The 25,418-nt window shown below is 61.3% G+C and carries 23 protein-coding genes; 12 read left to right on the top strand and 11 right to left on the bottom strand.

What is annotated here, in order from left to right; translation table 11 throughout:
• Positions 1-42: 42 nt before the first annotated feature.
• Positions 43-1,368, bottom strand: coding sequence for a glutamate/aspartate:proton symporter GltP (gene gltP, locus M0D64_RS22660; RefSeq protein WP_266259313.1), 1,326 nt, complete (start codon positions 1,366-1,368; stop codon positions 43-45).
• 116 nt (positions 1,369-1,484) lie between these two features.
• Here gltP and M0D64_RS22655 point away from each other — a divergent pair, with 116 nt between their 5' ends.
• A complete protein-coding gene (locus M0D64_RS22655; protein WP_266259312.1) occupies positions 1,485-2,396 on the top strand; it encodes a LysR family transcriptional regulator in 912 nt (303 codons plus the stop codon).
• Positions 2,397-2,454: 58 nt separating this feature from the next.
• Here the strand turns inward: M0D64_RS22655 and M0D64_RS22650 are convergent, their stop codons facing one another.
• The 5 genes from M0D64_RS22650 to M0D64_RS22630 all read right to left on the bottom strand — a co-directional run bounded on the left by M0D64_RS22650 (position 2,455) and on the right by M0D64_RS22630 (position 8,348).
• Positions 2,455-3,558: a nucleoside hydrolase gene (locus M0D64_RS22650; RefSeq protein ID WP_266259311.1), complete on the bottom strand. Its 1,104-nt coding sequence runs from the start codon at positions 3,556-3,558 to the stop codon at positions 2,455-2,457.
• A gap of 133 nt (positions 3,559-3,691) precedes the next feature.
• Positions 3,692-4,645, bottom strand: coding sequence for a ribokinase (rbsK, locus tag M0D64_RS22645; protein WP_266259364.1), 954 nt, complete (start codon positions 4,643-4,645; stop codon positions 3,692-3,694).
• Between the two features lie 37 nt (positions 4,646-4,682).
• The gene (locus M0D64_RS22640; RefSeq protein ID WP_097396088.1) at positions 4,683-5,684 is read right to left on the bottom strand and encodes an ABC transporter permease; all 1,002 of its coding nucleotides are present in this window, start codon (positions 5,682-5,684) and stop codon (positions 4,683-4,685) included.
• A gap of 3 nt (positions 5,685-5,687) precedes the next feature.
• Positions 5,688-7,313 carry a sugar ABC transporter ATP-binding protein gene (locus M0D64_RS22635; protein WP_171927378.1) on the bottom strand — a complete coding sequence of 542 codons (1,626 nt, stop codon included), beginning with the start codon at positions 7,311-7,313 and terminating at the stop codon, positions 5,688-5,690.
• Between the two features lie 72 nt (positions 7,314-7,385).
• Complete coding sequence (locus M0D64_RS22630; RefSeq protein WP_154558492.1) at positions 7,386-8,348, bottom strand: sugar ABC transporter substrate-binding protein; 963 nt, start codon at positions 8,346-8,348, stop codon at positions 7,386-7,388.
• Positions 8,349-8,553: 205 nt separating this feature from the next.
• On the opposite strand from M0D64_RS22630, the gene M0D64_RS22625 reads away from it, so the two are divergent.
• From M0D64_RS22625 to M0D64_RS22610, 4 genes are all read left to right on the top strand, one after another.
• Positions 8,554-9,426 (top strand): LysR family transcriptional regulator, encoded by an 873-nt coding sequence (locus tag M0D64_RS22625; RefSeq protein WP_054038995.1) that lies wholly within the window; start codon positions 8,554-8,556, stop codon positions 9,424-9,426.
• A gap of 244 nt (positions 9,427-9,670) precedes the next feature.
• Positions 9,671-10,960, top strand: a complete 1,290-nt coding sequence (locus M0D64_RS22620) for an NRAMP family divalent metal transporter (RefSeq protein ID WP_266259310.1) — start codon at positions 9,671-9,673, stop codon at positions 10,958-10,960.
• Positions 10,961-11,163: 203 nt separating this feature from the next.
• Positions 11,164-11,883: a Crp/Fnr family transcriptional regulator gene (locus M0D64_RS22615; RefSeq protein ID WP_171927380.1), complete on the top strand. Its 720-nt coding sequence runs from the start codon at positions 11,164-11,166 to the stop codon at positions 11,881-11,883.
• Positions 11,884-11,923: 40 nt separating this feature from the next.
• Positions 11,924-12,451 (top strand): universal stress protein, encoded by a 528-nt coding sequence (locus M0D64_RS22610; protein ID WP_154558495.1) that lies wholly within the window; start codon positions 11,924-11,926, stop codon positions 12,449-12,451.
• Between the two features lie 46 nt (positions 12,452-12,497).
• On the opposite strand, the gene M0D64_RS22605 is transcribed toward M0D64_RS22610, so the two are convergent.
• The 3 genes from M0D64_RS22605 to acs all read right to left on the bottom strand — a co-directional run bounded on the left by M0D64_RS22605 (position 12,498) and on the right by acs (position 15,447).
• Positions 12,498-12,737 (bottom strand): UDP-glucose 4-epimerase, encoded by a 240-nt coding sequence (locus M0D64_RS22605; RefSeq protein ID WP_266259309.1) that lies wholly within the window; start codon positions 12,735-12,737, stop codon positions 12,498-12,500.
• Positions 12,738-12,818: 81 nt separating this feature from the next.
• Complete coding sequence (locus M0D64_RS22600) at positions 12,819-13,418, bottom strand: acetate uptake transporter family protein (RefSeq protein WP_093645383.1); 600 nt, start codon at positions 13,416-13,418, stop codon at positions 12,819-12,821.
• A 55-nt stretch (positions 13,419-13,473) separates the two neighbouring features.
• Positions 13,474-15,447 (bottom strand): acetate--CoA ligase, encoded by a 1,974-nt coding sequence (acs, locus tag M0D64_RS22595; RefSeq protein ID WP_266259308.1) that lies wholly within the window; start codon positions 15,445-15,447, stop codon positions 13,474-13,476.
• Between the two features lie 81 nt (positions 15,448-15,528).
• Between acs and M0D64_RS22590 the strand changes: the two genes are divergently transcribed.
• From M0D64_RS22590 to M0D64_RS22560, 7 genes are all read left to right on the top strand, one after another.
• Positions 15,529-15,687, top strand: coding sequence for a hypothetical protein (locus tag M0D64_RS22590; RefSeq protein ID WP_266259307.1), 159 nt, complete (start codon positions 15,529-15,531; stop codon positions 15,685-15,687).
• Positions 15,688-15,967: 280 nt separating this feature from the next.
• Positions 15,968-16,318: a DUF4148 domain-containing protein gene (locus tag M0D64_RS22585; protein ID WP_266259306.1), complete on the top strand. Its 351-nt coding sequence runs from the start codon at positions 15,968-15,970 to the stop codon at positions 16,316-16,318.
• A gap of 622 nt (positions 16,319-16,940) precedes the next feature.
• Positions 16,941-18,704: a protease pro-enzyme activation domain-containing protein gene (locus M0D64_RS22580; RefSeq protein WP_266259305.1), complete on the top strand. Its 1,764-nt coding sequence runs from the start codon at positions 16,941-16,943 to the stop codon at positions 18,702-18,704.
• A 392-nt stretch (positions 18,705-19,096) separates the two neighbouring features.
• Positions 19,097-21,442 (top strand): TonB-dependent receptor, encoded by a 2,346-nt coding sequence (locus M0D64_RS22575; RefSeq protein ID WP_266259304.1) that lies wholly within the window; start codon positions 19,097-19,099, stop codon positions 21,440-21,442.
• A 27-nt stretch (positions 21,443-21,469) separates the two neighbouring features.
• Positions 21,470-22,123: a MotA/TolQ/ExbB proton channel family protein gene (locus M0D64_RS22570; RefSeq protein ID WP_266259303.1), complete on the top strand. Its 654-nt coding sequence runs from the start codon at positions 21,470-21,472 to the stop codon at positions 22,121-22,123.
• Positions 22,120-22,518, top strand: coding sequence for a biopolymer transporter ExbD (locus tag M0D64_RS22565; protein ID WP_266259302.1), 399 nt, complete (start codon positions 22,120-22,122; stop codon positions 22,516-22,518). Before M0D64_RS22570 ends, M0D64_RS22565 begins: the two co-directional genes overlap by 4 nt.
• A 4-nt stretch (positions 22,519-22,522) precedes the next feature.
• Positions 22,523-23,263, top strand: a complete 741-nt coding sequence (locus M0D64_RS22560; RefSeq protein WP_308102507.1) for a TonB family protein — start codon at positions 22,523-22,525, stop codon at positions 23,261-23,263.
• Positions 23,264-23,408: 145 nt separating this feature from the next.
• Here M0D64_RS22560 and M0D64_RS22555 read toward each other — a convergent pair whose 3' ends face one another.
• The gene (locus M0D64_RS22555; RefSeq protein ID WP_054039020.1) at positions 23,409-24,260 is read right to left on the bottom strand and encodes a carbohydrate ABC transporter permease; all 852 of its coding nucleotides are present in this window, start codon (positions 24,258-24,260) and stop codon (positions 23,409-23,411) included.
• A gap of 10 nt (positions 24,261-24,270) precedes the next feature.
• Positions 24,271-25,269: a carbohydrate ABC transporter permease gene (locus M0D64_RS22550; protein WP_266239695.1), complete on the bottom strand. Its 999-nt coding sequence runs from the start codon at positions 25,267-25,269 to the stop codon at positions 24,271-24,273.
• Positions 25,270-25,418: the final 149 nt, after the last annotated feature.

The raw sequence follows: 25,418 nt of genomic DNA, 5'->3' as shown, positions 1-25,418 counted from the left end.
ATCTTTCTGCTAAATGATGGTCGTGCTGGGAACCGTGTCCGCTCAAGCGTCAAGTGACGCGAGATACGCTTTGCCCTTCTCCGCGTCGTACTGGCGCTCCCATTTGGCGATAACGAGCGGCGCAAGCGCGTTGCCCACCACGTTCAACGCGGTACGTCCCATATCCATCACACGGTCCACGCCGGCGATGAACGCGAGTCCTTCGAGCGGCAGCCCCGCGCTCGCAAGCGTCGCGAGAAGAATCACGAACATGAAGCCCGGCACGCCGGCTGCGCCCTTGGACGTCACGACCATCGTCAACACTAGAACCATCTGTTCCTGCCAGCCCAGATGAATGCCATACAACTGCGCGACGAACAGCGTGCCGATGCCGAGATAGATCGATGCACCGTCGAGATTGAACGTGTAGCCGGTCGGCACGACGAAGGTCGTGATGCTCTTCGGCACACCGTAGTCCTCCATCTTCTTCATCAACTGCGGCAGCACGGTTGCCGAGCTGCAGGTCGAGAACGCGATGATCAATTCGTCCTTGATAACGCGCAGCAACGTGAAGATACGAAAGCCGAACAGCCGGGCCGTGATACCGAGCACGACAAGCACAAACAGCACGATCGCGAGATACGTGACGGCCACCAGCTTAAGCAACGGCAACAATGAACCGAAGCCGAAACTCGCCACGGTCACCGCGATCAGCGCGCACACGCCGATCGGCGCGTAACGCATCACCATGTTCGTCACCTTGAACATGGCTTCCGCGACGCCCTTGAGCATGGCGATCACCGGCTTGCGGAATTCTTCCGGAACCGACTGCAGACCGAGGCCGAATAACACCGAGAAGAAGATCACCGGCAGCAGGTCGCCTTTGGCCATCGAAGCGAGGATATTGTCCGGAATGACGCCGAGCACAAGCGTCATCAGGCCATGATGACCCTGCACCTGCTGCGTTGCCTGCTGATAGCGGGAAATGTCGGCGTGGCCGAGCTGCGACATGTCGGTGCCGACGCCCGGCTGCAGCACGTTGCCGAGAATGAGCCCGAGCAGGATCGCGATCGTCGTGATCACCTCGAAGTACACAAGTGTCTTCAGGCCGATGCGCCCGAACGATTTACCGTCTCCGACACCGGCGATTCCGACCACCATGCTCGTGAATACGATCGGCACCACGATCATCTTGATCAGCTTGATGAAGATGTCGCCGGCGGGCTGCAGCAGCCCCGAAATGGTCGCGTCCCGCATTTGCGGAAAGTGGTTCAACACGAGTCCGGTGGCGACACCGACGACGAGACCGATCAGTATCTGCCATGCGAGTCCGACACGCGGTTTGCGCTCGATATGGTTGACAGGCGGACTTTCGATGACGGTATCCATGCTCTCTCCAGATTGGGGACGGGGCGATGGAGGAACCTTAAGCAGCCGAAATAAGTAAAAAAAGCGATTTTTTTGTATGAGAAACTATCGCTTTATTTCATGTAAAGGGCGGCGCGATGCTGACGTTCAAGCAGATGGAAGCGCTCTACTGGATCGTGCAACTGGGTTCGTTCGAGGCCGCTTCGAGCCGCCTCAACACCACGCAGTCGGCCGTCTCGAAGCGGATTCAGGAACTCGAGCGCGCCTTCGACCTGACGGTATTCGACCGCGCGCACCGCAGCGCGCGGCTGACCGAGAAAGGCGCCGAGTTCTTCGCCTACGCAAAGGAATTGCTCGAACGGCGCGACCAGATCGTCGAGCTGATCAGCTCAAAGGAGGCGCTGGTTCGGCAGGTCCGCATCGGCGTGACGGAGTTGACCGCCCTGACGTGGCTGCCCCGGCTGATCGGCGCGATCCAGGCGGCGTATCCGAAGGTCGTGGTCGAAGCCGAGGTGGATTTGAACGCGACGCTGCGCGACCGGCTCGCCGACGACACGATCGACATCATCGTCGTGCCGCAAATCCACAGCACCGAATCCTTCGTGATGACGCAGGTCGGCGAAGTGGAGAACGCGTGGATGTGTGCGCCGGCACTGGCGCCGAAGCAGGCCGCCATTCCGCTAACCGAGATTGCGCAGTACCCGCTGATCCTGCAGGGCGGTCTGTCGGGAACAGGCTTTATCTATAGCCGCTTCCTGCAGGAGCACGGAGTCAGCATGCAACGTATTCTCGCGAGCAACAGTCTGATCGCGCAGATCGGACTGACGCTCTCGGGCCTCGGCATCAGCTATCTGCCGAAGGCGTGCCTGAACCACATGGTCACACGCGGCGCGCTCGGCATGATCCAGACGCGACCGGCGCTGCCGCCTGTCTCGTACGTCGCGATGCATCGCGCGGAGCAACCGCACTCGCTGAATGCCGAAATCGCACGGCTCGCCGCGCAGTGCTGCGATTTCAGTTCGAACCTGCTCGATCCGGGCCGGGTCTGAGCGGGACCTCGGCCCTGCGTTGCGAATAATCCGCCGCGCATGTGTATGCCCTTCCTCGTCAAGGCAAGGTAATCGGCACAGGTCGCGTGAGCAAATCGACGTAGAGGCTGAAGAAACGATTGTTGTCGAACTGCGTGACGTACGTGATCTTGTTCGGCGACGCGCCCGCTGCGGGCTGATCGGGATAGACCGTCACGTGCCCCTGATCCTCGCCGCTCGTCGTGTCGATATCAAGGTAGGCGCTCTTCGTTTGCGTGGCGTAGGTCGGGTCCATGAAATAAGCGATCGTCAGCGTGTCGAACAGATGGGTGTTGTCGCCGAACGAACCGGCGTTGACGATCCCATACGCCTTGGTCACCGCGGTCTGCTTGTTCGGGTTGTTGACGATCTGATCGAAAATGCTCTGCGTGAGCGGCACCGTATCCGTGACGTCGAGCGGAATGACGGCCTGAGGGATCGTCGTTTGAAGAACCGTGCGCACGGCAAGCGGATCAAACCACCAGTTGAGTTCCCCCACCGCGTTCGCATTGCCCGGTACCGCCATCGCGCCGCCCATGTAGACGATCTGCTTGATCAGCGGCACGATCTCCGGTGCCTTCTTGATGGCCGTGGCGAGATTGGTGGGCGGACCGACCTCGAGAATGGTGACCTGATTCGGATAGCGCTTGATGGTCTGGATCATGAAGTCCGCAGCGCTTTGCGTCTGCAGTTTCGTCGACACCGCGAAGCCGTCCGGCGGCGCCACAAGCTGGGACTGCTGGGTCGGTTCCGTTCGCATCCACGCGCCGAAATAGCCTTGCGGATTGGCGGCCTGCTGCGCACGAATGCTCGCCACATCGTATTGCAATGGATAGTCGGCGCCGCCGTAGACACCCACCACATTCTGCACACCCATGCGCTCCACCGCCTTCAGCGCATCCGCTTCTTCCTGGAGCAACCAGTCGTTGCCGGTCACAACGGTCAGCCCGAGCAGGTTGACCTTGCCCTGCCCCATCAACTGCGTGGTCATGGCGAACAACTGGCCGTCGTCGCCCATCGTGTTGAAGTCCGAATCGATGATGACCTTCGGTGCGTTGGCGAGCGGATCGGTGGTCGTCACGCTGTCTCCGCATGCGGCGAGCAGCAGCGTCATCATCAGGATGACTACATATTGTGATTTCATGTTTCGTCCATTTCTTCCAGTAGAGATCGTGATCAAACCAGGGGAACACCATCCGGAGATGGTGCCGGTCATTCAACGTAAAGCTACCCAGAGTTGCAGGTCGGACTGCCTCATGTCACAACAGGCATCCGTGTCAGGCTGCACTTTCGACTTCCGCGCGAGTCGGGATCGACGGCTGCGCGCCGGCGCGCGTGACCGAAATCGAAGCCGCGCGTTGCGCGAGGCTGATTGCGCCTTCCAGCGGCTGCCGGGCAGCGAGTTGCGCGGCAAAGACGCCGATAAAGGTGTCGCCGGCCGCGGTCGTATCGACAGCCCTCACTTGCGGCGCGGGAAAATGCATGCCTTCGCCGCCTTCCGGCAACAGGTAAGCACCTTGTGCGCCGAGCGTGACGATCACGTTGCGGGCGCCGCCGCGTTGCAACTCCAGCGCCGCCCTTCTCGCGCCGCTTTGCGATTCGACCGGCAAGCCGGCGAGTATCGCGGCCTCGACCTCGTTCGGCACGAGGTAGTCGACGAGCGGCAGCCATTCCGCGGGCAGCGGGCCGGTTGCCGGCGCCGGATTCAGTACGGTGATCTTGCCGAGGCGCCGGGCGAGCGCGAGTGTTGCGTGGACAGAATCCCAAGGCGTTTCCAGTTGACAGACCACGACGTCGCTCGCCTTGATCGCCGCTTCGTGGCGCGCGACGCCTTCAGGCGTGACTTCACCGTTACTGCCAGCGACCACGACGATCGTGTTCTGGCCGTCGTCCGACACCGTCACCATGGCAACGCCGGTGGGCTGCAGGGCGTCGACCTCGACACCCGCGCAATCGATTCCTTCAGCTTCCAGATCCTTGACCCGCTGTGCGCCGTTCGCATCCTTCCCCACGCGGCCAACCATCGCCACGCGCGCGCCGATGCGGGCTGCCGCCACCGCCTGGTTGCCGCCCTTGCCGCCGGCAACCTGCGAGAACTCCTGTCCGCTGATCGTCTCGCCGGGCCGCGGTAAATGCGGTGCACGGGCGACGAGGTCGGTATTAATGCTGCCCACCACGAGCACGCGGCCCGGCTTCACTTCTTTCGACACGTTCACTCTCCTGCTGACCATCCACGAAGGGTCGCTGACGGTCACAAATGGTCAATATTTATGCGGCGCGACGTCGGCTTCTATACGTATCCAGCACGACGGCCACGACAATCACGGCCCCCGTGATGATGCGTTTGGTCGGCTCAGTCGCGCCGATCTGGGCAAGACCGGCGGCCAGCACCGAGATGATCAACACGCCAAAGAAGGTGCTGATCACCGAGCCACGTCCGCCCATCAGGCTCGTTCCGCCGATCACGACGGCCGCGATCACCTGCAATTCGATGCCCGCGCCGGCATTCGGGTCGGCAGCCTCGAGCCGCGAAATCTGGAACAGGGACGCGAGGCCGGCCAGCAAGCCCATCATCGCGAATACCGCGATCTTGTACGGACGTGGGTTGACGCCCGCGAGGCGCACCGCTTCCTCGTTCGTGCCGATGCCGACCAGATAACGCCCGAAGACCGTGCGGGTCAGCACCAACTGCGCGACGACCATCACGACGATGGCAATCAGGAACGCGGGAGAAATGCCGAACGCGATCGGGTTGGACAGGAAATCGAACGCATCGCCGATATAGGCCGTGCGGGAGTTGGTCAACTGGTACGCGAGACCGCGGGCCGCCTCGAGCACGCCGAGCGACACGATGAACGACGGAATCCGCCAGGCCACGGTAATCGCGCCGGTCACGCAGCCCGTCAAGGCCGCCCCCGCCATGCCGAGCAAAGCGGCAGGCAGCGCCGGCCAGTGCCACTGCAAGGCCGCCACGCTCGTGAGCGCCGCGCCGAGTGCCAGCACGGAGCCGACCGACAGGTCGATCCCGGCGATGATGAGCACAAAGGTCATGCCGACCGACATCACCACCAGATCGGGAATCTGGTTCGCGATCGTGCTGAAGGTGTCGTAGCTGAGGAAGTGCGAGCTCAGCAGCGAGAACAGGACAATCATCCCGAGCAACGCGCCGAGCAGGCCGAGGTAGTTCGAGAATCCAAGGCGCGTGCCGATCGGCTTCGCGTCTTTGGGCGGTTCGTTCTGCACGGTAGGCAGGCTGGTTGGTGCAGTCATGCTTCAATACTCCACAGATTTTTGATCGGGCGCCGCTGGGTCGGGCGCTTTCGCATCGGGTTCGATCGGATCGTGCAGCAGCTCGTCGCGTTTCGTATAACCCGCGAACGCCGCTGCGAGCAGCGCGTCCTGGGTCCAGCTTCCGCGTTCGAACATGCCCGTCATCCGTCCCGCCGACATCACCCCGATCCGGTCGCAAATCGACATCAACTCGCGCAGATCGCTCGACACCACCACCAACGCGCGGCCTTCCCGCGCAAGCGCCCCCATCAGGGCGTAGATATCGAACTTCGCTCCGACGTCGATGCCCCGTGTGGGCTCATCGAACAGCAACACCGTGCAATCGCGCGCGAGCCAGCGGCCGATCACCACCTTCTGCTGGTTGCCGCCGGAGAGTTCCGACACTGGCTGCGACGGCCCCGAGCTGCGAATGCTCATGGCGTCGATCTGTTTGCGCGCCAGCGCCGCCTCGCGACGGGCGTCCACCACACCGTTCTTCGACACCGAGCGCAAATGGCCGAGCGAGATATTGGCGGCGATAGGTTGCGTCAGCAGGAGGCCCTCGCCTTTGCGATCCTCCGTAATCAGCGCGATGCCGTTCTTCACGGCGTCTGACGGCGAAGATACCGTCACGGGCTGCAGCGGGCCACCGCCATACGCGATCGACACCGTACCGGCATCCGCGCGATCGGCCCCGTAGACGAGCCGCATCAATTCCGTGCGACCCGCGCCGATCAGACCGCTGATGCCGAAAATCTCACCTGCTTTGACTTCAAACGACACGTCGCGCACAACCGGCTCGCGGGTCATGCCCGTGACCTTGAGCGCCACGTCGCCAATGCGCCGCTCGCCGAGGTCGATCCGTTCGCCGATATCACGCCCGACCATCAGCGTAACCAGACGGTCGGCCGAGAGGTTCGCCATCTCGTCGACATGCACGAGCCGCCCGTCGCGCAGCACGGCAGCGCGCCGCGCGATACGCTTCAATTCTTCCAGTCTGTGCGAGATGTACACCAGCGCAACGCCGCGCGCCTTGAGCCGTTCGACCTGCTCGAACAGCAGGTCCACCTCGCGGGCGGTCAGCATCGCCGTGGGTTCGTCGAGGATCAGCACGCGGCAATCGCCGATCAGATTGCGCGCGATCTCGACCATTTGCTGATGGCCGATGCCCAGCGTGCCCACCAGCGTGTCAGGGTGGATCGCGTCGAGCCCGACTTGCGCCATGGCATGCCGCGCGTCCTCGCGCAATTTGGCGCGATCGATCCAGCCGAACATGCCGCGCTGCGGCAAACGATTCAGGAACAGGTTCTCCGCCACCGAGAGGGTCGGCAGCAGGTTCAACTCCTGCATGACCATGCGCACGCCGAGCGCCTCGGCGTCCTTGCGGCTGCCCGGCGTGTAAGCTGCGCCGCCAAGCGTCATCGAACCGGTGGTCGGCGTAACGAGACCGCCGACGATCTTGGACAAGGTGCTCTTGCCCGCGCCGTTTTCGCCGGTCAGCGCCAGCACCTCGCCCGCGTACAGATCCAGCGAGATATCAGCGAGCACCGGCCCGGCGTAGGTCTTGCCGATGCCGTGAACAGTCAGCACGGGCGGGGCAACGGCCAAGGATAGGTTGGGAGTGGACATCAGATTGATAAAGCCAGACAAAGATCAGGCGGGGCGGCCCGCAAACGACGCGGGCCACGTGTTACGCCAATCTTACTTGGTGACCAGATCGACAGGCGTTTCGACGACGCCCGACAATTCCGACTGCTTCTTGTGTTCAGCGATTGCCTTCAGAGCCGTATCGATACCGAACACGGCCTGCCTGGCGGCGTACTGATTGGCAGTGGCAAGAACACGGCCGTCGGCGAGCATCGGCTTGATCGCGTTGATGTCGTCGTAGCCCACCACCTGCACCTTGCCGGCTTTGCCAGCCGCGCGCACGGCCGATACCGCGCCGATCGCCATGTTGTCGTTACCGCACAGCAGCGCCTTGACGTCCGGGTTCGCATTGAGAATCTGGCTCGCGACGGCGTTGCCCTTGTCGATTTCCCACTCACCCGATTGCAGCGAGACGACCTTCATGCCGCCCGTCGCCATAGCCTGCTTGAAGCCGGCCGTGCGTTGCTGCGCGTTGGTGGTGGTCGAGACGCCTTCGATGATGGCGACGTTGTCGCCCGACTTCAGGCGCTTGGCCAGGTAGTCGCCCACCTTCTGTGCGCCCTTGGCGTTATCCGGGCCGACGAACGGGATGTTCAGGTCTTTCGACTTGAGCACGTCCGGGTCCAGCTTATTGTCGATATTGACCACGATGATGCCGGCATCGACCGCTTTCTTCAGAACCGGCACCAGCGCCTTGGAATCGGCCGGTGCGATCACGAGTGCGTCGACCTTCGACACGATCATCTGTTCGACGATACGAATCTGGTTACCCGTATCCGTTTCGTCCTTGATGCCGTTCGTGACGAGATCGAATTTCGTGGGGTTCTGCTTCTGATAGTCTTTCGCGCCCGTTTCCATGGTCAGGAAAAACTCGTTCGCCAACGACTTCATCACCAGCGCGACTTTCGGCTTGTGGGCGGCCTGAGCAAACGCTGCGCCCGGCAGAATCGACACTGCGAGGAAGGCTGCGCTGGCTACGATGGCGCGACGCCGCGCCGGTTGGAAATGACGAATCATTGATGTCTCCGTATCGCTCGTTCGGTCTACGTAGTGACTGATAGCCGTTGAGTCGTGTGATGGGCAGGTTCGCCACACTTGCCGCCAAAGCCAATGAAGCCCTCGGGTTTCTTTGCCAGATGCTGGGACGAGTATGGCCAGGTCCAATGCTATCCTCGCGATCCACGTTATGCTATGCCTAATTTCAAAATCGAGCGTTTCAAAAATGGAACACGTGGACTGGGACGACCTGCGGATTCTGGTGGCGATCGCGCGCGGCGGCACGATGCGAGCCGCCGCGACGGCATGCGATCTGAGTCCGCCCACCCTGTCGCGCCGTCTGACCGAGCTTGAACGGCGGCTGGGCGAGCCGCTTATCGACCGGGTTCCGTCGGGCTGTACGGTGACGGCATTCGGCGCGCGCGTGCTGGCCTGGGCCGAGCAGATGGAGGACCTGGCCCACCAGATCGAGCGTGCCGCGGACGTGACCGGCGGCGCAGCGGCTCACGGCACGGTGCGGATCAACGCCGTCGAATGGCCGTCTTACATTTTGCTTAAACTGCTTGGGTCGTTCCAGGACCGGCTGCCCGGCCTCGCCATCGAGGTGCTGACCTCACGGCGGCCGTATAGCCTTGCCCGCCGTGAAGCGGATATCGCGCTGTGGTCCGAATGCCCTGATGAGGGCGATCTGTATGTCCGGCGCATCGGCCGGATCCGCTTCGGGCTGTTCGGTTCGCGCGACTACTATCTCCGCCACAAGGCAGCGATTACCCGGAAGGAGTGGGACAAGCTGTCGTTCGTCGGTTATGACGACCGGCAGCCCGATCACCCGGCCACGCAATGGCTGAAAACGCTGCCCGGCGCACCTGCGCCTTCGCTTCGAAGCAGCTATGGCATGGGCGTATTCGACGGCGTGCTGGGCGGCTCCGGCCTCGGCGTGCTTGCCCAGCTTGCGGGCGACACCACGAGCGATCTCGTCTGCATCGAGAAACATATCAAGGCGCTCGACCAGGATGTGTGGATGGTGCTGCATCCCGCCCTACGCGATAGCGAGCGCATCCGCACGGTGGCCAACCTCATTGCCGAGATTTTTCGTTAGGGCTAGCGTCACCGGGCACATACAGAGCGGGTAGCTGGGCAGCGTGGTACGACACCGTACCGACTGCATTGGCGAATCGGCGCACCCTCGACTCGACACGCCGCATATCAGCAAAAGCAGCGCGCTGGCTGCCCGTGTCACTCCGGCCGCGATGCGCATGAAGGGGTGTTAGCGACCGAACCGGCGGCCCCGCAACCATCCGACAGACGGAGGCGGCCGCGCCCGCCACCAGGAGCTCCCGGCCATGGACACGCTAACCCGCGATCCGGTCAAGCAGCCGACTCGCCCGAAACTGCTTCAGGTGATGGGGCCCGGCCTTATCACCGGCGCCTCGGACGACGACCCGAGCGGCATCGCCACCTATTCGCAGGTCGGCGCGCAATTCGGCTATGGCCTCGCGTGGACCCTGCTGTTCAGCTACCCGCTGATGGCCGCGATCCAGGAAATCAGCGCGCGCATCGGGCGCGTGACCGGTTGCGGCATCGCCGGCAATTTGCGGCGGCACTATCCGCGCTGGCTTTCCACCAGCGTCGTCAGTCTGCTGCTGATTGCGAACATCATCAATCTGGGCGCGGACCTCGGCGCAATGGGCGCGGCGCTCAAGCTGTTGATCTCGGGTCCCGCGCTGCTCTATGTCTGCGGTTTCGGCCTGCTCTCGGTAGCGCTCGAAGTTTTTACACGTTACTCGCGCTATGTGTCGATACTCAAATGGCTGTGCCTGTCGCTCTTCAGCTACGTGATCTGCGCATTCGTCGTCAACGTGCCGTGGACCCAGGTGGGCTGGGCGGTGATCTTGCCGCCACTCTCGGCCAAGCCGGATTACATCGTGGCCATTGTTGCGGTCATGGGTACGACGATCAGCCCTTACCTGTTTTTCTGGCAGGCCGAACAGGAAGTCGAAGACGAACTGGAACGGCCCGGCGCCCATCCGCTCACTCACGCACCGTGGGAAGCCCCTGCCGAGTTCACGCGGATTCGTATCGACACCTATCTCGGCATGGCGCTGTCGAATACCATCGCGTTCTTCATCGTCGTGACCACAGCGGCGACGTTGCATGCTCACGGACTCACCGATATCCAGACCTCGGCCCAAGCAGCGGAAGCGCTGCGAGCGGTGGCGGGACCGTTCACGTTCGTCATTTTCGCGGCCGGCATTATCGGCACCGGTTTGTTGACGTTGCCGGTACTGGCCGGCTCGGGTGCGTACGCGGTGGGCGAACTGTTCGCATGGCGGGTCGGCCTGGCCCGCCTGCCGCTGCAGGCGAAGGCGTTCTATGGCGTGATCGCCGCGGCGACAGCCATCGGCGTCGGTTTGAATTTCACCTCGATCGACCCGGTCAAGGCGCTCTTCTGGAGTGCCGTGCTCAATGGGGTGGTCGCCGTGCCGGTCATGATCGTCATGATGCATCTGTCGATGCGTACCGGCATCATGTCGCGCTTCACGTTACCGCTGACGCTGCGCGTCCTTGGCTGGATTGCGACCGGTGTGATGGCGGCTACGGTCATCGCGATGGCTTTCAGCTGGGTTGCATGAGCCATGGTTCAAGGCGTGAACGCCACCGTACAGACGCGCATCACGAAGCGTGCCAGAATGGTTGCTGGCCCTGTATGCACCAGCGATTTCCAAACCGCTTTCCAGTCGATTTCGCAACCGCCCCGCCAGGAGGGCCTGAAAACTTTTCAGATCAGTTCTGCGAATACGAAGTCGTTTTTCGGCAGGACACTGTGGGGTGGTTCATGTTGACCACACATCAACCGAAAGATAACCATCTGCTTTCTGTGCTGCCGAAAGCCGAGTGGGAACGCATCGCACCGCATCTCATCGCGCTCGATATGCCGCTCGGGGAGGTCGTCTACGAGTCGGGTGACCGGCTCGACCACGTCTACTTCCCCACTACCGCGATCGTCTCTCTGCTCTATGTGATGGAAGACGGCTCCTCGGCCGAGATCGCGATTGTCGGTAATGAGGGATTGATCGGCATCGCGCTCTTCATGGGCGGCGAAACGACGCCCAGCCGCGCGGTCGTGCAAAGCGCCGGAAAGGCATACCGGCTCGACGCGCGCATTCTGAAAGAAGAATTTCATCGTGCCGGCCCAGTGCAACGCTTGCTGCTGCGTTACACCCAGGCACTCATCACGCAGATGGCGCAAACGGCCGTGTGCAACCGGCATCATACGATCGATCAGCAACTGTGCCGCTGGCTGCTGTTGAGTATCGACCGCTTGCCGTCAAATGAACTCACGATGACCCAGGAGTTGATTGCCAATATGCTCGGTGTACGCCGATCGGGTGTCACCGAAGCGGCCATGAAGCTGCAGGACGCGGGCTTGATCCGCTACAGCTATGGTCATATCGAGGTGATCGACCGGTCGGGCCTGGAGGAGCGCGTGTGCGAATGCTACGGCGTGGTGAGGCGGGAATTCGACCGTCTGCTGCCCGATCTGAGAGCCGTTTAACTGACGCGGCAACTCTTTGAACAAACTCTTCGAGGCTGATATGTATAAACGCATTCTGGTTGCGATCGACGGCAGCGACACATCCGAGCACGCATTCGACACCGCTTTGCAACTCGCAAGCGAGAGCGGTGCGCAATTGCAGCCGCTCTATGTCGTCGACAATCCGCTGATGGCGTACGACGCCTCCGGCTACGATCCGACGATTCTGCGTGACGCGTTCGTGGAAGAAGGCCAGCGACTGTTAGCGGACGCACTCGCCCGAATGAAACACGAGAACGTGGCCGGCACACCACGGATGGTCGACGTCGCGCCGATCGGCGAGGATATTTCGGAGCGCATCCGCATCACGGCCAACGAATTCAATGCGGACCTGCTGGTGCTCGGCACGCACGGCCGTCGCGGCTTCAAGCGTCTGTTTCTCGGCAGCGTCGCCGAACGCGTGGTGCGCAGTGCGTGCTGTCCGGTATTGCTGGTGCCGAGCCGCCAGGCGCAAACCACGCACGTGGAGTCGGCTAAACCGGGGCATGCAGACGTGGCCGCTGTGATGTATGAGATGCCGTCGCTCTAGAGCAGGGGCGCTCGACGTCGCGTCGATGGTGGGAAATGTGGTGCGGTCAGGCAGCGCAAATCGTATTCGAGGTAGTGAGGTCCACCCACGACATGCCTTGCTTCAGGCCATCCAGCACGGCCTCCTGCGGCGTGCTGAAGGTTCTGTCGTGCGTGAATTCACGCACGACCACACCATCCGGCGCGGCAACGCTCGTGCCGATCAGACAGCCAAATTCAGTGCCGCTTTCGCGTGCACAAGCCGTGACCGTCCAGCCGTCGCCGTCCACTTTCCCCGACAGGTTCATAACGTTTTGCCTCGTGCCTGCTCAACGCAACGTGGTGAGTGTTCGACGCTCGCGGTTTGCGCGCGCCGCCCAACTGGTCTATCAGAGCGCCACAGCATGCCGGCTAAGCACCCGGGGATCGCCGACCGGCAAAACCACCCGCCCGTGCACCTCGTTGATCACGTCCGCTGCGGACAGATAGAACGCCAACGCCGCGGTGATGAGTCCCATATAGCCGCCCGCCATCCGCACCAGGCCTGAACCCGTCCACTCGCCTCCAGCCAGCAGGCCGAAGGTGATCCAGAGCGCCAGAAAGATAAACTGCAGCGCGCGAGGCGAGCGAAAGGTCGCCAGCCACATGTAAAACGTGAAGACGCCCCAAAGAAACAGATACCAGCCGACGAACGCGGGCGGCACCTTGTCGTGTAAAAAGAGCACGAACAGTGCAAACGACCACCAGAACGCGCCATAACTTAGAAAGGCCGTCGCGCCGAAGGTATTGCCGCGCGGCAACTCCATCATCCCGGCAATGGCCTGCGCGGTCCCGCCGTAAGCGAGCGCGCAGGCGAGCACGAGACCCATCGACTCGCCCGAAAACCAGCCGGCGTTGATCATGCTGAGCAGCCACGTTGTCAATGCAAAACCGGCGAGACCCAGTGGCGCGGGGTTCGCAAGTGTGGTTCGAATCGGTGCGCTGGCCATGGCCTGCTCCTGAAGACAAAAAACGTTCCGGCAATCTCGCGGCTTTCGCGAACCATCACCCGAGCTGATCGAGAATCGCCGGATTTTCCAGCGTGGATACGTCCTGAGTAATTTCTTCGCCGGCCGCCAGCGAGCGCAACAAGCGGCGCATGATCTTGCCCGAGCGCGTTTTCGGCAGATTCTCGCCGAAGCGGATTTCCTTGGGCTTCGCGATCGGCCCGATCTCCTTGCCGACCCAGTTGCGCAATTCGGTCGCGATTCTGATCGCCTGGTCGCCGGTTGGCCGCTCGCCCTTCAACACCACGAACGCGACGACGACCTCGCCAGTCGTCTCGTCGGCACGGCCAACGACCGCGGCTTCCGCCACCAGCGGGTTCGCGACGAGCGCCGACTCGATCTCCATCGTGCCAAGGCGGTGGCCCGACACGTTGAGCACATCGTCGATACGGCCGGTAATCGTGAAGTAGCCGGTGTCCTCGTCACGCACCGCGCCGTCGCCGGCGAGGTACAGCTTGCCGCCGAGATCTTCGGGGAAGTAACTCGTCTTATAGCGCTCCGGATCGCCCCAGACGCCGCGCAGCATCGACGGCCATGGCCGTTTGACGACGAGAATGCCGCCCTGCCCGTTCGGCACGTCCTGCCCGGTTTCGTCGACGACCGCGGCCATGATGCCAGGCAGCGGAAGCGTGCACGAACCCGGCACCAGTGGCGTGGCGCCCGGCATCGGCGCAATCATGTGGCCACCCGTTTCCGTTTGCCACCAGGTGTCGATGACAGGGCAATGGCTATGGCCGACGTGTTCGTAGAACCACGTCCACGCGGCCGGGTTGATCGGTTCGCCGACTGTGCCGAGCAGGCGCAAAGTCGACAGGTCGTAACGGTCCGGATGAACTTTGGGATCGGATTCGGCAAGCTTGATGAGCGAGCGGATCGCGGTCGGCGCGGTGTAGAACACCGTCACGCGGTGTTTCGCGATCATCTCCCAGAAGCGGCCGGCGTTCGGATAGGTGGGCACGCCTTCGAACACGACCTGGGTCGCGCCGATCGCAGTCGGGCCGTACGCGATATAGCTGTGGCCAGTGATCCAGCCGATGTCGGCGGTACACCAGAATACGTCGCTGCGCTTCGCGTCGAAGGTCCACTTCATGGTCTGCGCGGCCCACATCAGGAAGCCTCCCGTGCTGTGCTGCACACCCTTGGGCACCCCCGTCGAACCGGACGTATACAGAATGAAGAGCGGATGTTCGGCGCCGACCCATTCGGGCTCGCACGTGTCTGCTGCGGCTTCTGTGAGCTCGTGCATCCACAGGTCGCGCCCTTCGTGCCACGCAACCTTGCCGCCCGTGCGCCGATAGACGATAACGCTCTTCACCGCTTCGCAGCCGCCCATCGCAAGGGCCTCGTCCGCGATGCTCTTTAACGGCAGCGCTTTGCCGCCGCGCATCTGTTCATCGCAGGTGACCAGCGCGATCGCACCCACGTTGACGATCCTCTCATTGAGCGACTTCGACGAAAAACCGCCGAACACGACGGAATGCGTCGCGCCGATGCGCGCGCACGCCTGCATCGCCACGATGCCTTCGATCGACATCGGCATGTAGATCACCACGCGATCGCCTTTCGTCACGCCGCGCATTCGCAAAGCGTTGGCAAAGCGGCTCACCCGTTCGAGCAATTGCTGGTAGGTGACGTGCGTGACGGTGCCGTCGTCTGCTTCGAAGATCACCGCAACATGCTCACCGTTACCGGCTTCGACGTGGCGGTCGAGGCAGTTGTAGGACGCATTGAGGGTGCCGTCGTTGAACCATTCATAGAACGGCGCGCGCGATTCATCGAGAACCGTAGAAAACGGCTTTTTCCACTCGAGCGTCTCGCGCGCGAGACGCGCCCAGAACCCTGCGTAATCGCGCTCAGCTTCAGCGACCAACGCGCGGTAGGCATCCATGCCGGAGATCGCGGCGTAAGCCGTCACGCTGGCGTGAGGAAGGAAGGCTTGCGGCTCCTCCAGAATCGAATCGCTGGTTGACATTTTGTGTCCCTTGCACGCTTTCGTGCGTGCTTGAAAGATGTGTTGCGCTCGTGGCGGCGCCCCTGCTGCGCCGGGCGTGACATGGCATTCCGCGTGATCGGCTCGATCAAGCGGTTGGCCGCTCCGGGCGAAATGGGGATGGCGCACAAATCGGTCAGGGAAGCCTTGTCACGCGAAACTGTTTCGGTCGGCGGTGACGGAGAAATGCAGGGGGCTTGCAATGACGGTGCTCGCGTGTGAGGGGGAAGTCGGTACGGTGGCGTACAAGGTTTTGTCGGAGCCTTCAGGCAAATGTAAGTTTTGTACCATTCCCCCGGGGCTGCAGAAAAAATTTGGAATAAGCAGCCAAGCGGTGTGTTTGCCCTTACGTGGACGGCAGCAAGCAAACGGTCCACGAGCGAAAGCAGAAACGCTTCTGCGCAGCTTCAGCAGCACGTGGATCACATAGGTGGACAAGTAAAGACGTAGTTCTCAATCACATAGATCGTTAGATTCAATCAACCTCAATTAGGCATCCAAAATGAAACTCAATCTTGCAATGACCCTTTCGATGATCCTCCTTGCATCGGCCGGCGCAGTCACTCAGGCATCGGCGCAGGAAAAGACCCGCGCGGAAGTGCGCCAGGAACTGGTTCAGGCAGAAGCTAACGGCTCGCGCCTCGTGACCGACACGTCGTACCCCGAGATCAACCCGATCTTCTCGCAGCAGGCCGCGCGCCTGAAGATGAACACGAGTGGCGAGGGTCCGGCGATGTCGGGTTCGACGGCGGCTGGCCAACGCTCGTCCAACACACCCGCTCATTCAGCAGGCGCGGCTATGCCAGCGTGTATCGGCCCCGTAAGCTTCTGCACGCCGTACTTCGGCAGCTGACCGTTGACCGTGCACTTTTGGAAGTGGTTCGGGCTTCAACGAATGGCTGGCTGGCCGTCGAATGCCTATGCCGGGGGCGAGCGGACGGTGGCGTTATAAGGCGTCCGTCCGCTCTAACAACTCGGTCACAGGTCGCATTATTTTTTGATTCCCCCTTTGACGATACAGCCCAATTAATTCCAATCGAACAGACATGCCTTTTAATTGCAAATTCCTCAAATCCTGGCACATCACTATCGAATTAGCATAAAGAAATGATTTTGTAATTAATGACGAAGCGGTGGCGTCATTAAATCAATTAGAGTCCCGCCTCCATTGCAACGCGCCATGCACTTAGGTGTTGTCGAACAATCAACGACTACATAACTTACTGATAAAAATAATATTTTCAAGTAAACACCCTCGTTCATTCGTGACTTCTTCTCCCTCTCAACTATCTATTCTGATAGGTACCGATAATCTGTAATGAACGGTAATTTGACGGCGCTCACGGATTTAACTGAGTGCCATTATTAACCATTCAGAACAGCGCTTCCAGACGAAATTCCTATTTATTTGACTCGACCGGAAACAGCCACCGGAAGATTCGGCGTCTCGTTGCGCTGTTATCTCAGGAGGTCACATGAAGTCGTCAACCGCAAAACAGACGGTCCTGTGTCTAAACCGTTACGCGGTCGTTGCTTTGCCTCTCGCTATTGCTTCCTTCGCTGCATTCGGCGCATCACCCGCGTCCACGCTGTGGGCACGCACCGACACGAAGGCGTTTGTGACGCCCTCCCAGGTCGAGGCGCGCAGTGCGACGCCGTTGCTCGAACTCGCTGCCGGCGAGACCGCACATATCGTGGTCAGTCTCAAGCTTCGCGATGAAGCGCAACTGAAGCAACTCGCGCAGGCAGTCAACCAGCCGGGCAACGCGCAGTTCGGCAAATTCCTCAAGCGTCAGCAATTCCTCTCGCAGTACGCTCCGACCGAAACGCAAGTGCAGGCCGTCGTCACGCATTTGCGAAAGAACGGCTTCGTCAATATTCACGTCGCGCCGAACCGCCTGCTGATTTCCGCCGACGGCAGCGCCGGCGCCGTCAAAGCGGCCTTCAACACCCCGCTGGTTCGCTACCAACTGAACGGCAAGGCCGGCTACGCGAACACGGCGCCGGCACAAGTGCCGCAGGATCTCGGCGAAATAGTCGGTTCGGTGCTCGGCTTGCAGAACGTCGCGCGTGCCCATTCGATGCTGAAGGTCGGCGAGCGTTCCGCCGCGAAGACGCTGGCCACCGGTACGGCCAAGGGCCACAATCCGACCGAGTTCCCAACGATCTACGACGCCAGCAGCGCACCCACCGCGGCGAACACGACAGTCGGCATCATCACGATCGGCGGCGTCTCGCAGACGCTCCAGGATCTCCAGCAGTTCGCCAGCGCGAATGGCCTGGCGGCCGTCAACACGCAGACGATCCAGACCGGGTCGTCGAATGGCGACTACAGCGACGATCAGGAAGGCCAGGGTGAATGGGACCTCGACAGCCAGTCGATTGTCGGTTCCGCAGGCGGCGCGGTGCAGCAACTGCTGTTCTATATGGCCGATCAAAGCGCGTCCGGCAACACCGGCCTCACGCAAGCGTTCAATCAGGCAGTGTCCGATAACGTCGCGAAGGTGATCAACGTATCGCTCGGCTGGTGCGAAGTCGATGCCAACGCGGACGGCACGCTGCAGGCCGAAGACCGCATCTTCGCGACAGCGGCGGCACAGGGGCAGACCTTCTCGGTATCGTCCGGCGATGAAGGCGTGTACGAGTGCAACAACCGCGGCTACCCTGACGGCAGCACCTATTCGGTATCGTGGCCGGCCTCGTCGCCTAACGTGATCGCCGTCGGCGGCACGACGCTTTACACGACTTCGGCAGGCGCCTACTCGAGCGAAACCGTCTGGAACGAAGGGCTCGACAGCAACGGCAAGCTCTGGGCAACCGGCGGCGGCTACAGCGTGTACGAGGCGAAGCCGTCGTGGCAGTCGGTGGTGAGCGGCACGCCGGGCCGGCGTCTGCTGCCCGACATCTCCTTCGACGCGGCGCAGAGCACGGGCGCACTGATTTACAACTACGGTCAGCTGCAGCAGATCGGCGGGACGAGCCTCGCTTCGCCGATCTTCGTCGGGCTGTGGGCGCGTTTGCAGACTGCGAATTCGAATAGCCTGGGCTTCCCCGCAGCCAGCTTTTACAGCGCCATTAGCTCGACACCTTCGCTGGTGCACGACGTGAGATCGGGTAACAACGGCTACGGCGGCTATGGTTACAAGGCGGCCACCGGTTGGGACTATCCGACCGGCTGGGGAAGCCTCGATATCGCGAAACTGTCTGCTTATATCAAGAGCAACGGCTTTGGGCACTGAGTCTGCAGGCCAATTGAAGTGAACGCCTGAACGCTCGCCGATGACTTCGTGACACGCGGGTCATCGGCGGCGACGGGCAAACCATTTGTCGAAATCGCCGCGCGCGAGCATCCCTCCCGTCGCGCCGAACGATTGCGGCGGTCCGAATCCCGTCCGCCGCTCACGCGTAAAACGCCCCTCCTCGATTTCCCCAATCGCTCGCCGTGCCCTCCATCGGGTTGTCATTTTTGTTTTTAAATGTAATGATATAACATTCTTCACCATGAATGACAGCGAGGTGCCCGCTTGATCGGGACCAGTCAGCGCACGCCTCGTCATCCGTATCGCACGCAGGAAGAACGTCAACAAGACAGAAAACACATCCACCCAGCGCCCACCCTGAATAAATAAAGATGAAAAACCGCACGCGTGTCTCCCATGCAGCCCTGCTGCTGTTCGCTATCGCCGCTCATGCCCACGCCGCGTCCGACGAAGGTTCGGTGACGGGCGCCGTCACCGACGCAGCGGGCAAGCCCGTCCGGAACGCCACCGTGAGCGTTCAGAACGCAAGCGGCGCCGCAGTCAATGAGGCAAAGACGGATGCAGACGGCCGTTTCGCGATCGGCCATGTGACACCGGGGACTTATGCGATCGTCGTTACGGCACCGGGATTTGCGAGCGGCAGCAGCATGGCGACCACGACTGCGGGTACAGAAAGCGCAGTAAGCGTCAAACTCGCTCAAAGCGACACACTCGACGTTCAGGTAAATGCAAAGCGTCTCGATCGGGCCCGCAACGGATTGTTGCCAGAAACCGGCAGCAGCGTGTACCGCTTCAGCCAGGCCGATATCAATGCGCTGCCCGCAGGGCAAGACACGCCGCTGAACCAGGTGTTGCTACAAGCGCCCGGCGTGGCGAGCGACTCGTACGGGCAACTGCACGTGCGCGGTGATCATGCGAACCTGCAGTACCGCATCAACGGCATCATCATTCCCGAGCCGATCAGCGGTTTCGGCCAGGCACTCGACACCCGCATCATCGACCAGGTGAACCTGCTCACCGGCGCGCTACCGGCCCAATACGGCTACCGCACGGCAGGCGTGGTGGACATCCGCACGAAGACGGGCGATGCCGGCAACGGTGGGTCCATCGACGTGTTCGGCGGCAGCCATCAGACGATCAAGACCAGCGCGGATGTATTCGGCAATCAGGGGCCGTTCAGCTACTATTTCAGCGGCTCGCTCGGCATGAACAACCTCGGGATCGAGAATCCCACTGCCAGTGCCAACGCGATTCACGATCACACCCGTCAGGGCGATGCGTTCGGCTACATGTCGTACATCATCAACCCGCTCACCCGCGTGAGCGTGATGTTCGGCACGACAAGCAACCAGTTCGAGATTCCCAACACCCCCGGCTTGCCGACCAACTTCACACTCAACGGCAGCAACACGTTCGATTCGAGCCAACTGAACGAAACGCAATCGGAGTTGAACAACTTCGCCGTGGTGGCCCTCCAGGGCACCAATGGAGGCGCACTCGACTATCAGGTTGCCTTGTTTACCCGCTACACGCGGACGCAATTCAATCCCGATCCGGTCGGCGATCTGCTCTTTAACGGCGTGGCGTCGCAAGATTTTCACAGCAACTCGGCCAATGGCGCACAGGTGGACACGACCTGGCGGCTGAACGACAGGCATACGGTCCGGGCGGGCCTCTTCTTCCAGCAGGAACACGCCGTGTTCAACGACAGCGTCAACGTATTCGCGACGGACAGCAACGGCAACCAGCTTTCCGATCAGCCCTTCAATATTCAGGACTCCAGCAGCAAGACCGGTTATCTGTACAGCGCCTACGTACAGGACGAGTGGAAAATCACAGACAAGCTCACGCTGAACTATGGTCTGCGCTACGACAAGATGGACGAATATGTCAGCGCGAGCCAGCTTAGCCCACGCATCGGTCTCGTCTACGCGCTGACGCCGGCCACGACGCTCCATGCCGGTTACGCACGCTATTTCACGCCGCCTGCGTTCGAGCTGGTGTCCGGCTCGACCATCAGCCGTTTCAATGGCACGACCAACCAGAGTCCATCGAACCAGAACGACCAGGTGCAACCGGAACGCAGCCATTATTTCGATCTCGGCGTGACCCAGCGTCTTGGATCGAGTGTGACGGTCGGGCTCGACGCTTACTACAAGAAATCGGCGAACCTGCTCGATGAAGGACAGTTCGGCTCCGCGCTCATCTTCACGCCGTTCAACTACAGGGAGGGGCGCGTGTATGGGGTCGAGTTCACGGCCAACTACAAGCAGGACAACGTATCCGCGTACATGAATCTCGCGTGGAGCCGCGCGCAGGGCACGCAGATCGATTCAGCGCAGTTCAATTTCGACCCGGCGGAACTCGCCTATATCAACAATCACTGGGTCTATCTGGATCACGACCAACGCATCACTGCATCGTTCGGTGGGACCTACGATCTCGGCAGAACGACTTTCACGTTCGACGGACTCGTAGGAAGCGGTTTGCGCAGCGGCTTTGCGAACACGGATCGGCTGCCGCTCTATGCGCAAGTCAATCTTGGGGTGATACAGCACTTCAATCAGCCTCTCATCGGCAAATTCGATGCACGCCTCGTCGTGATCAACGCGTTCAACCGCGTCTATGAGTTGCGCGACGGGTCGGGTATCGGCGTCGGCGCACCGCAGTACGGTCCGCATTTCGCCGTCTACGCCGGCGTCACCAAGCATTTCTGATTCTGCCCAGCTACGAAGAGGTAAAGCATGCAAGATTGGACAAGCGTTCTAGCGGCAGTACGCATAGGCGGATGGGTCATCTATCCGCTGACGATACTCGCCATTCTGGCAGTCGCCATTGCCCTCGACCGGGCCTATGTGTTTCTGCGTTTCGGCCGGTTGTCGGGCACGCTGCGTGGCACACACGACATTGCGGCGCCTGGCTCGGCCCTTGATTGGGCCGGCAGATTGAAGGATGTTTCCAGTCAGAACGCATTCAGACGGATGAGCGCGCCGTGGGCGCCCGATCCTTCTGTACCGCTGTGGCTACGCGAGGCCAAGGCGCAATCGGTTGCCGCGCAAATCGAGCGCGACATGAGCAAGGGTTTCTGGGTGCTGGAAACCATCGTGACAGCGGCGCCTTTGCTGGGTCTGTTGGGCACTATCGTCGGCATGATGCATTCGTTCCAGTTGTTCGGCGGCGATGGTCTCGTCGATCCGGGTGGCGTGACCGGTGGCGTGGCCCAGTCTCTGGTGGCAACCGCGATTGGCCTCGTCGTCGCCTTGTTCGCGCTCTTTGCGTTCAACTATTTTTCCCGCCGGCTCGAACGACTCATGGATGAACTCGAGTCGTTCGCGAACGCGCGGCTCAGCGAAATCCGTCTTACCGTTGCCGATACGTCCGCGGGAGCGCTGCCGTGAAGTTCAAGCGCTCGCGCGCGGCGAAGCGCGGTCGCATCGAAATCATTCCCATGATCGATGTGATGTTCTTTCTGCTGGCGACCTTCATGCTCGCATCGCTCGCGATGCAGCGGCTCGATGCACTCAAGGTCAATCTCCCTGCCGGCAGCGCGCAAAAGATGGCAGCCCATGAACCCCTGACTATTTCAGTGGACAGCAGCAATGAGGTATTCGTGAACCATCAGTCCGTCCGTCTCGATCAGGTCGAACCGACGGTAAAACGCCTGCTGCAAGCGGACGGCAATGTTGTGATCGCCGCTGACGACGCGGCAGGCCACGGCGTGGTCGTTCAGGCGATGCTGGCCGCACGCCGCGCGGGTGCTGAGCGGTTTTTGATCGCCGTGCGTCGTGAGTAGCCGGATGCGCGTCGCGGACACTGTGGACGATTCTCCGCGGATACGGATTGCGCTAGCGGTGCTGGTCGCGCTGGTCGTATGGATCGGGTTCCTGTTTCAGGTGGGGCAATGGTTGGGTACAACGCCGTCTGCGCACGCGCCTGATAAGCCACTCGAGATGCGGGTAGTGGAACTCGATCCGCCGAAGGCTCCGGTTGCGACGCCTTCTGCGGCTGCCCCTACGCACACGACGCCCGCTCCGATTGCACCGGCAAAGCCACGACAACCCGCAGATCCGCGCCCTCACGTGTCAACACAAGCACGCGCGACGCCACCTGTTCCATCGAAGCAGGATGTGCGATCGGTACAAAGCGTTACGCCCACTCAGTCAGCGCCCACGGTCCAAGAGCCGAAGCCGGCAGCCGAGCCGCCAGCGCGCGCTGCGAGTCCCTCGCCCGAAGAAAGGGGAAACGCTACACCATCGGCCACGTCGTCCGCCGAAGCAACCGCGCACGCCATTGCTCAACCGTTGCCGGAACTCCCCGACGATTTACGTGACCAGGCATATCAAACCGTCGCGACGGCTCGCTTCGCCATTCACGTTGACGGCTCAGTCGATGTCGAACTCATCAAGCCAACCGCCAACCCGCGCCTCAACCAGATCCTGCTCGAAACGCTCCGTAAATGGCGATTCTTTCCGGCGATGCAAGCGGGACATCCAGTCGAAAGCCGGCAGGACATCCGTGTGCATTTCAACGTGAGCTAGCCCGAGGAAGGTTGTGCGTTGGGTTTCTACCAGGACAGCTAAACGTACGCTGGCCTGTCGTTCACCGCGGCATATCTGAACGAGGAAAATCCCGGATCGACATCCGGTGGTGCGACCACCGTTTCGAGTTCCCCCAGCGCCCACCTCACCCCTTCGTCGCCCCAAACGTCAATCCCGCCACAAAATGCTTCTGCATCGCAAAGAACATCGCGACCGAAGGCAACGCGGCAAGAATCGACCCCGCCGAAACCAGATTCCACGCCGTGGTCCACTGCCCTTTCAACGCCGCGACGCCTACGGTAATCGGCGCCGCGTCGTCACCTTGCGTCAGACACAGCGCCCAGAAATAGTCATTCCACACGAACGTGAACACAAGAATCGCCAGCGCCGCGAGCGCGGGACGGATCAACGGCAATACGATTTTGAAGAACACGGTCCACTCATTGGCGCCTTCGATCCGCGCCGCCTCGACCAGCTCAAACGGCAACTGCTTGATGAAATTCCGCAGAAACAGCGCGCAAAATCCGGTCTGAAACGACACATGGAACAGAATCAGCGCGCTCACGGTATTGAACAAACCAAGTTGCAACGACAGATCCCGCACCGGGATCATCAACACCTGCACCGGCACGAAATTGCCCGCGACAAACGTCGCAAACAACGTCGAATTCCCGCGAAACCGATAAATAGCCAGCGCGAATCCCGCCATTGCCGCAAGCGCAATCGAGCCCACCACAGCGGGCACCGTAATCAGCACGCTGTTCCAGAAGTAATGCAGCATCGGCGAGGTCGTCAACGCCTCGCGATAGTTATCAAACATCGCGAAGTGCTTGGGCCAACCCCAATAGTTGCCTTCGCTCAGTTCTTCCGTCGAGCGCACCGAGGTCACGAGCACGGCGATCATCGGCAGCAACCAGATCAGCAGCGCGAGCGGCAACGTCAGTTTGTACGCGCGGCGCGTCACCGGCTTCCATTTGTCGATTGGGATCGGAAACATGATCGGCTCCTTATTGCTCGGTGCGCAGCATGCGGCGCAGGTGATAGACGATGTACACCAGCATGATGGCGAACAGCACGACTGCCACCGCCGCGGAATACCCAATGCGGTAGTACTTGATTGCCTGGTCGTACATGTAGTACGCGAGCACCGTCGAGCTTTCGAACGGTCCGCCGCTGGTCATCACCGAAATCAGATCGAAGCTGCGCAACGCGCCGATCACCGTGACGACGATCGCCATGAACGTGGTCGGCCGCAATTGCGGCAGGATCACGTGCCACAGCATCGACCAGCCGCGTGCGCCCTCCATTCGCGCCGCCTCGATCTGCTCGGCGTTCAGCGACGTCAGGCCGGTCAGGTAAAGAATCATGCAATACGCGGTTTGCGGCCACAGCGCGGCGAACACGATCCCGAGGGTCGCGTAACGAGGGTCGCCGAGTACCGGCACGCCGTGACCGAGAATCACCGCGAGCAAGCCGAAGGTCGGGTCGTAGAACCACGAAAAGATCAAGCCAACCACCACGCCCGACAACACGAACGGCGCGAAGAACAGCGATTTGACAATGCGGATGCCGGCCACGGCCTGGTTCAGATAGAGCGCGACGGCGAGCCCCATCGGCGGCGCAAGCAGGAACAGCAGCAGCCAGATAAGATTATTCTTCAGCGCCGTGTAGAACGTCGGCGTATGGAACAACTCGATATAGTTTGCGAGGCCGACGAAAGATGGGTCGGTCATCCCATCCCAGTTGAAAAAACTCAGGCGCACGGTCGAGATGATCGGCCACACGACGTAGATCGCCACCATCACGCAGGCCGGCGCGAGAAATAGGAAAGCGGCTCGCCGCTGCCGGCGCGCGGTCGGCGAAGGACGGCGCCGGCGCGCCGCGCCAGGCGGCCCGCCGCGCAATGCACCGCCCGAAGCCGGTACGCCCGGTGCGGGCAAGCCAGGACCGCCCGGTTCGGCAGGGCCGCCGACAGTGTGACGGGTGACGGAATGCGACACGATCATTCTCCTGTCGACCAGATGTCGATCGGAGTTGGCGCTTTAGCGCTTACTCCGATCCCATGCAAAGCTGTTCGCGCTTTAGCGCGTTACCCTGGTCTCATGCAACATAGTTGCCAATCTGATTCAACGAGTAGCGGCCCAGACCAAGACCC

This window comes from Paraburkholderia sp. WS6, assembly GCF_030464835.1.
Classification (GTDB): Bacteria; Pseudomonadota; Gammaproteobacteria; order Burkholderiales; family Burkholderiaceae; genus Paraburkholderia; species Paraburkholderia madseniana.
The sequence above is the reverse complement of the archived record's forward strand: the minus strand, read 5'-3'. Positions and strand labels throughout refer to the sequence as shown.

Coding starts and splice junctions, on each gene's coding strand:
- gltP (WP_266259313.1), bottom strand. CDS start 1,368: ATGGATACCGTCATCGAAAGTCCGCCTGTCAACCATATCGAGCGCAAA.
- M0D64_RS22655 (WP_266259312.1), top strand. CDS start 1,485: ATGCTGACGTTCAAGCAGATGGAAGCGCTCTACTGGATCGTGCAACTG.
- M0D64_RS22650 (WP_266259311.1), bottom strand. CDS start 3,558: ATGAAATCACAATATGTAGTCATCCTGATGATGACGCTGCTGCTCGCC.
- rbsK (WP_266259364.1), bottom strand. CDS start 4,645: ATGGTCAGCAGGAGAGTGAACGTGTCGAAAGAAGTGAAGCCGGGCCGC.
- M0D64_RS22640 (WP_097396088.1), bottom strand. CDS start 5,684: ATGACTGCACCAACCAGCCTGCCTACCGTGCAGAACGAACCGCCCAAA.
- M0D64_RS22635 (WP_171927378.1), bottom strand. CDS start 7,313: ATGTCCACTCCCAACCTATCCTTGGCCGTTGCCCCGCCCGTGCTGACT.
- M0D64_RS22630 (WP_154558492.1), bottom strand. CDS start 8,348: ATGATTCGTCATTTCCAACCGGCGCGGCGTCGCGCCATCGTAGCCAGC.
- M0D64_RS22625 (WP_054038995.1), top strand. CDS start 8,554: ATGGAACACGTGGACTGGGACGACCTGCGGATTCTGGTGGCGATCGCG.
- M0D64_RS22620 (WP_266259310.1), top strand. CDS start 9,671: ATGGACACGCTAACCCGCGATCCGGTCAAGCAGCCGACTCGCCCGAAA.
- M0D64_RS22615 (WP_171927380.1), top strand. CDS start 11,164: ATGTTGACCACACATCAACCGAAAGATAACCATCTGCTTTCTGTGCTG.
- M0D64_RS22610 (WP_154558495.1), top strand. CDS start 11,924: ATGTATAAACGCATTCTGGTTGCGATCGACGGCAGCGACACATCCGAG.
- M0D64_RS22605 (WP_266259309.1), bottom strand. CDS start 12,737: ATGAACCTGTCGGGGAAAGTGGACGGCGACGGCTGGACGGTCACGGCT.
- M0D64_RS22600 (WP_093645383.1), bottom strand. CDS start 13,418: ATGGCCAGCGCACCGATTCGAACCACACTTGCGAACCCCGCGCCACTG.
- acs (WP_266259308.1), bottom strand. CDS start 15,447: ATGTCAACCAGCGATTCGATTCTGGAGGAGCCGCAAGCCTTCCTTCCT.
- M0D64_RS22590 (WP_266259307.1), top strand. CDS start 15,529: ATGGCATTCCGCGTGATCGGCTCGATCAAGCGGTTGGCCGCTCCGGGC.
- M0D64_RS22585 (WP_266259306.1), top strand. CDS start 15,968: ATGAAACTCAATCTTGCAATGACCCTTTCGATGATCCTCCTTGCATCG.
- M0D64_RS22580 (WP_266259305.1), top strand. CDS start 16,941: ATGAAGTCGTCAACCGCAAAACAGACGGTCCTGTGTCTAAACCGTTAC.
- M0D64_RS22575 (WP_266259304.1), top strand. CDS start 19,097: ATGAAAAACCGCACGCGTGTCTCCCATGCAGCCCTGCTGCTGTTCGCT.
- M0D64_RS22570 (WP_266259303.1), top strand. CDS start 21,470: ATGCAAGATTGGACAAGCGTTCTAGCGGCAGTACGCATAGGCGGATGG.
- M0D64_RS22560 (WP_308102507.1), top strand. CDS start 22,523: ATGCGCGTCGCGGACACTGTGGACGATTCTCCGCGGATACGGATTGCG.
- M0D64_RS22555 (WP_054039020.1), bottom strand. CDS start 24,260: ATGTTTCCGATCCCAATCGACAAATGGAAGCCGGTGACGCGCCGCGCG.
- M0D64_RS22550 (WP_266239695.1), bottom strand. CDS start 25,269: ATGATCGTGTCGCATTCCGTCACCCGTCACACTGTCGGCGGCCCTGCC.